This window comes from Mycobacterium sp. MAC_080597_8934 (assembly GCF_000523975.1).
Taxonomy (GTDB): domain Bacteria; phylum Actinomycetota; class Actinomycetes; order Mycobacteriales; family Mycobacteriaceae; genus Mycobacterium; species Mycobacterium avium.
The window spans coordinates 378792-390021 of sequence record NZ_JAOS01000028.1; the positions used below are offsets into that span (position 1 = coordinate 378792).

Here is an 11230-nt window from a genome sequence, read left to right on the forward strand (position 1 = left end):
CCGGCAGTCCGCTTGCTCGGGCGCGCCGCGCGGGCCAAACGGGACCCGAACGGCGGGTTGCTCCCTGCTGGCGTTATCCCGGCCGGGCTGCGTAGGCTAGAGGCGTGCGCGACCACCTCCCACCGGGTTTGCCGCCCGATCCTTTCGCCGACGACCCCTGTGATCCGTCGGCGGCGCTGGATGCCGTCGAGCCGGGACAGCCGCTGGATCAGCAGGAGCGGATGGCCGTCGAGGCCGACCTCGCCGATCTGGCCGTGTACGAGGCGCTGCTGGCGCACAAGGGTATTCGCGGACTCGTGGTGTGCTGCGACGAGTGCCAGCAGGATCACTACCACGACTGGGACATGCTGCGGGCCAACCTGCTGCAGCTGTTGATCGACGGCACCGTGCGCCCGCACGAGCCCGCCTACGACCCCGAGCCGGACGCCTACGTGACGTGGGATTACTGCCGGGGCTACGCCGACGCCTCACTCAACGAGGCGACGTCGGACGCCGACGGCTTCCACCGCCGGCACTGATTCACTGATTCGGATTCACCGGCGCCACCGCGGGTGGCTGGCCGTGGTGGTGATGCTTGCCCACTGACGGGCTCGGCGACGGGGTCGACACGGGCGCCGGACTGAGCGGGGCGGGCGGTGCCGCCGGGGTCGGCGCGATCGACGCGGCCGGCGGCGGCGCGGCCGGCACGGCGACCGACGGGGCCATCGAGGGGGCCGCCGCGGGCAGCGTGGCATTGGGGTTGCGCGAATCTACCTTGGCGTTGAGCAGGTTCAGCTGCGTCATCAGGTCCTGTTTGGTGGCCGGGTCGTCGATCGAGGCGACCAGGCTGCTCACCTCGGTCAGCTGCGTGCGGGCCTGATCCCACTGCCCCTTGTCGATCGATTCGGCCACCTTGGCCAGGTCGGCCTTGGCCGCCAGCATGACTTGGTCTTTTTCGTTGACCCGCGGCTGGTCGAAGAACATCGCGTGCAGCCCGTACAGGGTGCTGCCGGGGCGGGCCTCGACCACCATCGCGCCGAAGCCGCTGAGCAGCATCAGCGTGGCCGCGACGGACCCCACCACGGCCAGGCCGCGGTGGCCGCGGCGGCGTTCGGCCAGGCCGGCGCGCAGCGCGTTGACCGCCTCCTCGGGCGTCACCAACGCGCTGGCCGGCGGCCACCGCAGGTTGTCGCGCCAGTCCTCCAGCAGGGTGGTCAACATCTGGAAGTCGGGGTCGTCGGGGTCCTCGACCTGTCCCCGGGGAACCGGCCGGCGCTGGGCGAGCGCATCGAGGAGCAGGTCGGTGCGGGCGAATTCATCCAGGGATTCAGGCACAGTCACCTGCCGCGATCATCTCGGACTTCAACCGCGACAGTGCGCGGTGCTGGGCGACGCGGACCGCGCCGGTGGTGCTGCCGACGGCGGCCGCGGTCTCCTCGGCGGACAGGCCGACCACGACGCGCAGGATCAGGATCTCGCGCTGCTTGGCCGGCAGGATTTCCAACAGCTCACTCATCCGGCTCACCGAATCCGCTTCGATGGCAAGCTGTTCGGGCCCCGCATCGTTGGACCAGCGATCGGGGATGGACTCGGTCGGGTAGGCGAGGTCGCGGCCGGCGGCCCGGTGCGCGTCGGCGACCTTGTGGGCCGCGATGCCGTACAGGAAAGCCAGGAAGGGGCGCCCGCGGTCGCGATACCGCGGCAGCGCCGTGATGGTCGCCAAGCACACCTCCTGTGCCACGTCGTCGGCTGACAGGCCACCCCGCTCGACCGTGCCGACGCGTGCCCGGCAATATCGCACGACGATCGGGCGGATGGTCTCCAGCACCTCCCGGAGTGCGTTGTGGTCTCCCGTCACGGCCTTGGCGACCACAGCATCGAGACGTTCCCCTGCTGGAATTGTCATCGACGGTGATATCTCCAACGTTACGAAGCGGACACATCGCGGGCCAACCGGGCTAACTAACGAAATGACAATAACGGGCCGACGGCCGTTTCAAGCGGAACGCCACGTTCCACCGGCGCGCCGCACCTGGCCTGCGCAGACTTCCCGGATTTCGTGCAGTTGCCGTGACGAAAACTCCACACTTCCGATATCGATCAGCAAGCACGCCAGCGCCCAGCGCAGCGGCACCAGTCGCAGCCGGGCGGTGGTGTGCAGCGAGGTGTCGGCGATCGCGCGGGCCCGCTCGATATCCCCGGCGCTGCACAGCGCGGCGGCCAGCACCACCTCGCTTTTGACCTGGTGGCGCGCCGCCGCCCCGGCCGCCGCCGCCTCGACCGCCTCCCCGGCGCGCCGGACGGCGAGTTCGCCGTCGCCGCGGGCCATCGCGAGTTCGGCGGCCACCCAACCGCGGCGCACCGAAATACGGTGGGGCACAATGTTTTCCGAGTCCAGCAGCGGCTCGACGCGGGCCAGCAGCGCCGCCGCGGCCGCGAAGCGGCCGACGCCCAGCGCATCGGCGGCCAGCCCGATCAGCGCGTCGGCGCCCGCCTCGGGGTCGTCGCCGGCCAGCGCCAGGGCGCGTCCGTCCCAGCCCCGCGCCAGCGCGTGCCACCCGAGTTGGCGCAGGAACGACCCCTGGGTGCTGTGCGCCAGCGAGGCGAGCCGCCCGGCGGTCGCGGTGCGGCGCAGCCGCGCCAGATCGTGCAGCGCGGCGCCGTAACGTCCCTGCCCCCCGGCGGCGACGGCGCGCAACCACAGCTGCGCGGGCGTGCCCGCCGCGGGCAGGGGCCAGCGGTCGGGCCGGTCGCCGAATGCGGCCTCGGCCAACAACCGGTCGACGGAGCCGTCAACGTTGGCCTGCACCGCGCCCCCCGACCGCCGAAGTGTGACGAGTTTCAATCACAATGATGTAGTAAACAGTTTGTGGTCTTCTTGTTACCGATCCGTTAATGACTATAGCCCATGGATAAATTCCACCGGACCGTCGCCCGCGCGCTGAGCTGGGAAATCACGTTTCGATCAAGTGCCTGGTAGCAGGGCATTGCTTTGGCAATTTCAGCGGACATGAACGCAACGTTAATTTTGCGCGGACGGGCACATACTTTGCCGGGCTAAGTGGCTATTGACGGAAATTCGCCGTCCCCCCTACCGTCTAGGCGAGACGGGTAGTCATCGGGGACTCCGCTCCACTTAATTTAAGTTGCACACCATCGCTTTCACGACCTGACCTCGAGTGGGCGGTGCAGAGAGGGAACGAACCAATGCCACAGCCGGAGCAGCTACCTGGGCCCAACGCCGACATCTGGAATTGGCAATTGCATGGCTTGTGCCGCGGTGTCGACTCGTCGATGTTCTTCCATCCCGACGGCGAGCGCGGCCGCGCCCGCATGCAGCGCGAGCAGCGGGCCAAGGAAATGTGCCGGCAGTGCCCGGTCATCCAGGAGTGCCGCTCGCACGCGCTGGAAGTCGGCGAGCCGTACGGGGTTTGGGGCGGCCTGTCGGAATCCGAGCGTGATCTGTTGCTCAAGGGCGAGATCGGCCGCGGGCGCGGTATCCGCCGCTCGGCCTGAGACCGCCGTTTCGGCCTGCGCCGATCCGGGTAGGCAGCGCCCATGCACAAGGGCGCAACCTTCGCGGTGGCGGCGGTCACCGCGGCCACCGCACCGCTGGCCGCCTGCGCGAACCAGCAGAGCAGCCAACCCAACACCGCACCGCTGACCAGCTCGGTGCCCGGATCGGAGCGGTTGACCACCCAGCTCAAGACCGCCGAGGGGATCCCGGTCGCCAACGCCAGCTTCGAATTCGCGAACGGCTACGCGACGGTGACGGTGGAAGCCGGCCCGAACCAGGTGCTGAGCCCCGGGTTCCACGGCCTGCAGATCCACGCGGTGGGCAAGTGCGAGGCGAATTCGACTGCGCCGACGGGCGGTTCGACCGGTGACTTCGAATCCGCCGGCGCGGTCTATCAGGCGCCGGACCACACCGGCTATCCCGCCAGCGGCGATTTGACCGCGCTGCAGGTGCGCTCCGACGGCTCCGCGAAACTGGTCACCACCAGCAACGCGTTCACCGCCGCGGACCTGAGGACCAGCTCGGGCAGCGCGCTGATCCTGCACCAGAACGCGAACAACCTGGCCAACACCCCCGCCGCCGATTCCGGTAAACGGCTGGCCTGCGGGGTGATCGCGGCGTCGTCGGCCACCTCCACCACGACCACGCCGACGACCAGCGTCACGACGAGCACCACCACCGTCGCGGTGCCGCCGCCGTCGACCAGCACGAGCACCAGCACGGTCACGGTCACCGGGACGCCGACCGCGACGTCCACCCCGACCACCACCGTGACCACGCCGCCCAGCCTGCCGCCCGGGCGGTGACGCTCAAGCCCACGGGCTGCTCACCGAGTGCTGCTCGGCCTGCTGTGGCCGCACCTCCACTTGCCCGGCGCCTGGGGCGTCACGGCGGTGGCCCTTATCCCTCTCGGTGTGCATCGTGGTGGGCATCGTCATCAGCATCGTTGGGCTCTGACGGCGCTACCGCGCGTGCACGTCCGGCGTGCGGACATGCTCGGGACGGAAACCGCGGCCGACCACAAGTGGCGGAATGGCTTGCAGCGGACCAAAACCCACGATCTTCGGGACGTGGATCGGGGATAGGTCACCGTTCAGGTTCGGCGCGATCGCGTTGTCCTGCATCAGCACCTGGACGGCCTGCACGATGCGGGTGGGCAGTTCGCGTCGCCGCTGCACCTTCGCCAGATCGCGATCGGTCACCCGGCCCTGTTGCAGCGGCGCGCACAGGATGTTGGCGGCGGCCACCGCGTCGGCGACGGCGAGGTTGATCCCGACGCCGCCGGCCGGCGACATGGCGTGCGCGGCGTCGCCGATGCACAAAAGGCCGGTGCGCCACCATGTTTCGAGCCTGTCCACCCGGACGTCGAGCTCGCTGGTGTCGTCCCACGAGGTCAGGTCGTTCACGTGTTCGCGCAACCGCGGCTGCGCGGTGACGATCCGTTCCTTGAACTCCTCCAACGATCCGCCCTTGGGGCTGGCGCCCTTCGGCATCAGATAGGCGACTTGCCAGTAGTCGCCGCGGTAGATCATGGCCATCATCAGGCCCTTACGGAACACGCCGAACAGCTCCCGGGGGTCGCCCGGACGCCATTTCAGCCGGAACCACAGCACGTCCATCGGCGAGTGCGCCTGGGCCGTCCGCAGCCCCGCGGCGGCGCGCACCGCGGATTTGCGTCCGTCCGCGGCGATCACCAGATCCGCCCGCACCTCGTCGTGGGGGGTGCGCACGCCGGCCACTCGATCGTCATCGAGGATCAGGTCGGTCACTTCAGCGTTGCGGATAAGCGTGAATTCCGGGTAGGCAGAAGCCTTTTCGGCGATGAAGTCGAGAAAGTCCCACTGCGGCATCATGGCGATATAGGGCTGGTTGAAGCCGAGCCGCTTGAGCACTTTGAAGTTGCCGAAGGTGCGAATCGAGCCGTCGGTGTCGAAGGCGACGGTGTCGATCTTGGTGTGCGGCAGGCGCAGGAACTCGTCGATGATGCCCAGCTCGTCCATGATCCGCAGCGTGGTCGGATGCACGGTGTCGCCGCGGAAGTCGCGCAGGAAGTCGTTGTGCTTTTCCAAGACGACGACCGGGATTCCGGCCCGGGCGAGCAGCAGCGCGTGCACCATCCCGGCGGGACCGCCCCCGGCAACGCACACCTGAGTCCGGATCACTTGCGCAGGCTACCTCAGGCCGCGATCCGGGCCGGGCTCATCCGCGAGCTACCGCTGCCGTTTGGTGGCCAAGCCCAGTGTTTGGCCCCGATGATGACCGGCGTAGTAACCCGACAGGCTTTGCCAAATGTCACGGCTTGGCCGATGTCCGACCTTGGGGCCGCCTCATTTCAGATCACGTCAACGTCCTCGGGCGGCATGTCGACCACCGCGGTCTGGGTGATCGACTTGAGTCGTCCGACCATGGGCGGTTGGGGACCCGGACACTCGAGACATCACCCCTAGCTGATATCAGCTTTAGCTGATATCATGCGGTAGTGCGGAAATGGGAGGTTGACCTGACTCTCATCGAAGCCTGGATGGACGCCCTCGATGACGAGGAGTACGACAACTTGATAGCAGCGCTCGAGCAGTTGGAGGAACACGGTCCAATTACCCGGCGGCCGTTTGTGGACACCCTTGAAGGGTCACGGCACCCGAACATGAAGGAGCTCCGTCCGCGCCCCACGAAAGCTGGAGCCCACATTCGCGTGCTATTCGCCTTCGATACCCGGTCGCGGGCGATCATGTTGATCGCTGGAGACAAGGCGGGGAATTGGTCCAAGTGGTATGCCAAGCACATTCCCATTGCCGACGAGCTCTTCGATGCTCACCAAAAGCGTTTGCACAAGGCAGCAGCCAAAGCCACAAATCGGAAACCAAGGAAGGGTAAGAAACGATGACCAATCTTGATGACATGCGCCGTCGCCGTCCCGGCAACCGGACCCGTATCGACGCGATCAAGGCGGAGATGGACCGCGAGGTTGCCCACTACCGTCTCCGTGAACTGCGCGAGGCTGCCGGCTACACGCAGACGACTCTCGCTGCGGCTATTGGCGTCGGGCAGAACCGCGTCTCGCAGATGGAACATGGCGATCTCGGCACCAGCCGGGTCGACACTCTCCGCAAGTACGTGGAAGCGACTGGGGGTGAGCTGGAAGTGTCCGTCAAGCGTCCGGACGGGTCACGGGTTCTCCTCAGTCTGTAAAGCGCGACGACCGAGACCCAGGGCGAAGGCTTCGAGAACGGTGTCCAGGTACCGGCTGCGGCTTGTGATTCTCGGGTGCCCTCGGCGCTCAGAAGCAGTCGAATGACGGGGCCATCGATACAGGATCGACGGAGAACCGAAGCAGTACAACAGATCTCGTCGCACATCGGCCTCAACTCGATCGCGGCACAGATCAGGTAACCGTATTCGCGGATGTCGCCAAGACCGACTCCGATGCAACACGATCACCCGTCTAGCACGGCTAGAGACACCTGTCGGACTGTCGCGCGACCGCTGTCGTCCACCGAAGACGACGAGGACACCACGGCGAAGTACCACCCCTTCGGCTCGTCAGATACCCGATCTGCTCGGCGCGCAAAGCGCCGTGGAATGGACCGGGAAGCGATACGCAATCGATCGAGATCCAAAGATCTACAGTGCTGAATGTAAACCATGCCATCCCACTGGGTGGCGAGCGTTCGGCATTCAGCCGAGGCGATGCGAAGGCGTGACGGCTGGGTCGAGGCCGAAAACCGCTGTGGTGGCTGACTTGCCCTTCAGGGCGTGAGTACCCCTGTCGCTCAGTCCGGGCGGTCGAGAAACCAAGGCGTCTACGGTTTGCTGAGTAACAAGGATCGCGTCACCGGTCGTCTTGGTGAGTTGCTCGACGCGGGCCGCAACGTTGACGGCGTCACCAATGAGGGTGAACTCAAGTTTGCCGCCGCCGCCGATGGTTCCGGCGATCACCACACCGGTGTTGATCCCGATGCCGATTCGAAGCACACCGCCGAAACGCTTAGCGACGAGGCGATGAATCAGCAGCGCTGCGCTCACCGCCGCATCCGCATGATCCGCAAGATCATTCGGGGCACCAAACACCGCCAGTGCGCCGTCTCCCAGGAATTTGTTCACATGTCCGCCGCCGTCGACGACCGCAGGCACGACGATCTCAAACAGAGCGTTGAGACGCGCGACGGTGTCCTCGGCGCTATTGACCTCGGCGAACGGCGTGAAATCGCGGACGTCGACGAACATCACGGTGACCTCGCGGCGCTCGCCGGTGAACACGTCATCGCCCTGCTCGAGCAGTCGGGCCGCCAGAGCCGGGTCGACGTAAGTGCCGAAAGCCGCCTGCAGCCGTTGTCGCTCAGTCAATCCCGCCTGCATCCGATTGAAGGACGCCGTCAGCGCGCCGAGATCGTCGTCCTGGACCACCGGTACGCGACGGGTGTAATCGCCTGCCGCAACGCGTTCAGTGCCCTCGGCGAGGTCACGGATCGGATGCAATGCCGGTGAGACAATGGCACCCACGGTGACCGGCGCCGCGAGTGCCGCCGTCGCCACGCAGGCGATCAAGAGGGGCAGCAGCGGGGAATCGCTGACCCGGCCGAGCAGGGCTCCGACCATCATGCCCGCGGTTGTGAAGTTGCACAGAGCGCTGAGCATCGAGACTTCCAACCACCAGGCGAAGGTCGGGCGGGAGCGCGGTAAAGCGTCGCCGATGCCCGAATCCCCCGCCAGCGCTGCTCTCACCGGGCGTAATGATCCCTCCATGAAGGTGTGCAAACTGATCAGTGTCGTGACGATTCCCATAGCGCCACCCGCGATCGCGTACTCGACGACCCGCATCCCATGAGCTCCGGCGAGCACACTGACAATCGGGGAGCGTCCCGGGGAGTGGTGTAAGTGATGGCGGCGTGTCGGTCCCTGACGTAAGAGGGCCATCGCGTGAGTCTCTGTGGTGAAACGACCAAGAATCACTACCGAGAGGAACATCGCGATGGCCCTGGACCAGTCTGCCTTGCTGGAGGTGCTCGACGCACTGCGCACCGCCGATGCCGGTGAGCGGATCACTCAAGCCGCCGAAACGATCTACCAAGCCTTGATCGACGCGGAGTTGACCGCGTTCATCGGGGCTTCTCCCCATGAGCGCACCGAGACCCGCTCCAATCAGCGCAACGGCTCGCGTCCGCGCACGCTGTCCACGGTCGCAGGGGACCTGGAACTGCGGATTCCCAAGCTGCGCACCGGGTCATTTTTCCCGGCGTTGTTGGAGCGGCGTCGCCGGGTCGATCAGTGCTTGTTCGCGGTGGTGATGGAGGCCTACCTGCACGGCACCTCCACCCGCAAGGTCGACGATCTGGTCAAGGCACTGGGTACCGATACCGGGATCTCCAAAAGCGAGGTCAGCCGGATCTGCAAAGACCTCGACACCGAGGTCGCGGCCTTCCGGGACCGGCCGTTGGGTGATCAGCGCTTTCCGTATGTCTTCCTCGACGCCACCTACTGCAAGGCCCGGGTGAATCATCGGGTGGTGTCGCAGGCGGTGGTCATCGCCACCGGGGTGGCCGCTGACGGGCGCCGCGAGGTACTGGGCTTTGAGGTCGGAGACTCCGAGGACGGGGCGTTCTGGACCGCGTTTTTGCGGTCGTTGAAATCCCGCGGTCTGGCCGGAGTCCAACTGGTCATCTCCGATGCCCATGCCGGACTGCGCAGTGCCATTGACGCCGTGCTGATCGGGGCCGCCTGGCAGCGGTGTCGAGTGCACTTCCTGCGCAACGTGCTCGCCCAAGTGCCCAAGGGCTCCGCAGAGATGGTCGCCGCCGCGATCCGCACCGTCTTCGCCCAGCCAGACGCCGAGCACGTGCGCGAACAACTCGACACCATCGCCGGCATGCTCGGCCGCCAGTTCCCCAAGGTCGAAACCATGTTGCGCGAGGCCGCCGCCGACATCACCGCCTTCGCCGACTTCCCGGTGGCCCACTGGAAAAAGATCTGGTCAACCAACCCACTATCCGTTAACCGGCTCTCCGGGGACACGGTTCGGGCTGCAGCGTGAGGTTCACGCACAAGCGCTGAGCACGGATGGATGCTGTCTGCATCTCGGTGGGGGAAGGCGGAGCGGCGATGCGGGTACTCAAGAGCGACAGCGGATATGTCCTGGAGGGCGACTGGGACGGGCAGGACGCGGTGAACGCGTTTCTCAACCATTTGGCGGGACGGGGGTTCAGCGCGGCCACGGTGCGGGCCTACGCATTCGACGTCGCCAATTTGAGCCGGTTCCTCGTCCAGCAAGCGGTCGGGCTCGCCGCGGTCGATGCGCCGTTGGTGTTCGACTGGATCGACTGGCAAGGCGTCCGCCGAACGGACCAGCCCACCGGCGGTCACCGCTCGTCGACCCGCCGGCAGCTTCGACGGTGAACCGCCGGGTCGCGGCAGTGCGCGCGTTATTCGAGTATCTGGTGATGACCGGTGTCTGCACCGACAATCCGGTGCCGTCGCCGCGGCGGGGACAGGGCTGCGCCAGTCGCAGCGGGGTTGCTCGGTCATCTGGTCCCGGGCGTGCACGCAGTGGCGGTAGGTTGGTGCGTCAGCCGCAGCGTCTTCCGGAATCGTTGTCCACCAACGATGTCGACGCGTTCCTGGCGACACTGGCAACGCACCGGGACCGGGCGATGGTGCTGGTGATGCTACTCGGAGGGCTGCGTTCGGCCGAGGCGCGTGGCCTGCTGCTCGCCGACGTCGATATGGGCCGGCGCCGGCTTCGGGTGATCGGCAAGGGCGGCAAGGAACGTCATGTCCCGGTCGATGCGGCGTTCTTCACCGAGCTCGCCGCCTACCTGCGATGGGAGCGGCCGCCGGGGTTGGCGACGCCGCAGTGCTTCGTAGTGCTGCGCGGCCCGACGACCGGTGCACCGGTCAGCGAGGCCGGGCTGCGCAGCCTGTTCCGTCGGCACCGGGAGACCTCTGGCGCCACAAGAGTCCGCCCGCACCGTTTACGGCATACCTACGGCACCGAATTGTCGGCGGCCGGAATCGATCTGCTGGCGTTGCGGGCGTTGATGGGGCATGTCTCGCCGGAGACCACGGCCCGCTACGTGCATTTGTCGATCGAGCAGCTCGCCGCCGAATACGGTGCTGCTCGTGCGACGTTGGCCGGAGCCCGGCAGTGACCACGGTGTTGGTCGGCCAACCCGTAGGCGCCGACGAGGTGGTGGCGGATTATCTCGACCACGTCGCCACCCTGGGTTTGAGCGGGCGGGCGGTACGCGACCGGATTCGGATCGCTCGCGACTTCACCGCACGCCACCGCGACCTGCACGCCTGGATGACGCTGCCGGCAGCCGAGCGGATCGCCGAGATACGGGACACCGGGGCGTGGCCGCTGATCTGTCACACGATCGGCACCGGCCGGTTACGGCTGGACGTCGAGCTGGCCGCGGTCAAACAGTTGACCGGGCTGGGCCGCGCAGTGGAGGACCGGGATCCGAGCGGATTCGCCGCGTTGCGGAATGCGGGAATTCGGTTGGGCTGGAGGAGTTCCTGGGTCGAGACGGTCCTCGGCGAATGTCTGGCGGTAGTGCTGGCACACCACGGCGGAATGGTCGCCGACCTGACCGGCGACGCGCTCGACGACTTCGACGCCGCGCTGTCACGTACCGTGGTGCCGCCATCGTCGCGGCGGGCATACAGGGGCGGCTGGCCAGCCTGCGGCAGCTGTTGTTCGAGACCGCGGTCATCGACACCGCGCCGAAACGCCGGCGG

Annotated in this window: 11 protein-coding genes and 3 pseudogenes; 9 read left to right on the top strand and 5 right to left on the bottom strand. The window is 66.9% G+C overall.

Going from position 1 to position 11230, the window contains the following annotated elements; all coding sequences use genetic code 11:
* The first annotated feature begins 104 nt into the window (after nt 1–104).
* Nucleotides 105–518 carry a DUF5319 domain-containing protein gene (locus tag NF20_RS16885; RefSeq protein ID WP_003879523.1) on the top strand — a complete coding sequence of 138 codons (414 nt, stop codon included), beginning with the start codon at nt 105–107 and terminating at the stop codon, nt 516–518.
* A 1-nt stretch (nt 519) separates the two neighbouring features.
* On the opposite strand, the gene NF20_RS16890 is transcribed toward NF20_RS16885, so the two are convergent.
* From NF20_RS16890 to NF20_RS16900, 3 genes are all read right to left on the bottom strand, one after another.
* Nucleotides 520–1320 carry an anti-sigma-D factor RsdA gene (locus NF20_RS16890; RefSeq protein ID WP_019733849.1) on the bottom strand — a complete coding sequence of 267 codons (801 nt, stop codon included), beginning with the start codon at nt 1318–1320 and terminating at the stop codon, nt 520–522.
* Nucleotides 1307–1885 (bottom strand): sigma-70 family RNA polymerase sigma factor, encoded by a 579-nt coding sequence (locus NF20_RS16895; RefSeq protein ID WP_011726026.1) that lies wholly within the window; start codon nt 1883–1885, stop codon nt 1307–1309. Before NF20_RS16895 ends, NF20_RS16890 begins: the two co-directional genes overlap by 14 nt.
* Before the next feature lie 90 nt (nt 1886–1975).
* Nucleotides 1976–2788, bottom strand: coding sequence for a hypothetical protein (locus tag NF20_RS16900; protein ID WP_170945464.1), 813 nt, complete (start codon nt 2786–2788; stop codon nt 1976–1978).
* A gap of 398 nt (nt 2789–3186) precedes the next feature.
* On the opposite strand from NF20_RS16900, the gene NF20_RS16905 reads away from it, so the two are divergent.
* Nucleotides 3187–3495, top strand: a complete 309-nt coding sequence (locus NF20_RS16905; protein ID WP_003874400.1) for a WhiB family transcriptional regulator — start codon at nt 3187–3189, stop codon at nt 3493–3495.
* Between the two features lie 42 nt (nt 3496–3537).
* The gene (locus NF20_RS16910; protein WP_023900746.1) at nt 3538–4302 is read left to right on the top strand and encodes a superoxide dismutase family protein; all 765 of its coding nucleotides are present in this window, start codon (nt 3538–3540) and stop codon (nt 4300–4302) included.
* A gap of 156 nt (nt 4303–4458) precedes the next feature.
* Here NF20_RS16910 and NF20_RS16915 read toward each other — a convergent pair whose 3' ends face one another.
* On the bottom strand, nt 4459–5658 hold the full coding sequence (locus tag NF20_RS16915; RefSeq protein ID WP_075362332.1) for an FAD-dependent oxidoreductase: 1200 nt from the start codon (nt 5656–5658) through the stop codon (nt 4459–4461).
* A gap of 317 nt (nt 5659–5975) precedes the next feature.
* Between NF20_RS16915 and NF20_RS16920 the strand changes: the two genes are divergently transcribed.
* Nucleotides 5976–6380 (top strand): type II toxin-antitoxin system RelE/ParE family toxin, encoded by a 405-nt coding sequence (locus NF20_RS16920; protein ID WP_003873387.1) that lies wholly within the window; start codon nt 5976–5978, stop codon nt 6378–6380.
* A complete protein-coding gene (locus NF20_RS16925) occupies nt 6377–6685 on the top strand; it encodes a helix-turn-helix domain-containing protein (RefSeq protein ID WP_019732445.1) in 309 nt (102 codons plus the stop codon). Before NF20_RS16920 ends, NF20_RS16925 begins: the two co-directional genes overlap by 4 nt.
* Nucleotides 6686–7171: 486 nt before the next feature.
* Here the strand turns inward: NF20_RS16925 and NF20_RS16930 are convergent.
* Nucleotides 7172–8344: pseudogene (locus tag NF20_RS16930) on the bottom strand (adenylate/guanylate cyclase domain-containing protein); the annotation flags it as partial.
* 121 nt (nt 8345–8465) lie between these two features.
* Between NF20_RS16930 and NF20_RS16935 the strand changes: the two are divergent.
* The 4 genes and pseudogenes from NF20_RS16935 to NF20_RS16945 form a co-directional block, all read left to right on the top strand.
* Nucleotides 8466–9479: pseudogene (locus NF20_RS16935) on the top strand (IS256-like element IS1245 family transposase); the annotation flags it as partial.
* Nucleotides 9480–9550: 71 nt separating this feature from the next.
* Nucleotides 9551–9886, top strand: a complete 336-nt coding sequence (locus NF20_RS28955; RefSeq protein ID WP_255322614.1) for a site-specific integrase — start codon at nt 9551–9553, stop codon at nt 9884–9886.
* A 194-nt stretch (nt 9887–10080) separates the two neighbouring features.
* The gene (locus NF20_RS28960) at nt 10081–10638 is read left to right on the top strand and encodes a tyrosine-type recombinase/integrase (RefSeq protein WP_050594239.1); all 558 of its coding nucleotides are present in this window, start codon (nt 10081–10083) and stop codon (nt 10636–10638) included.
* Nucleotides 10635–11230, top strand: a pseudogene (locus NF20_RS16945) (integrase); the annotation flags it as partial. The gene NF20_RS28960 and the pseudogene NF20_RS16945, both read left to right, overlap by 4 nt.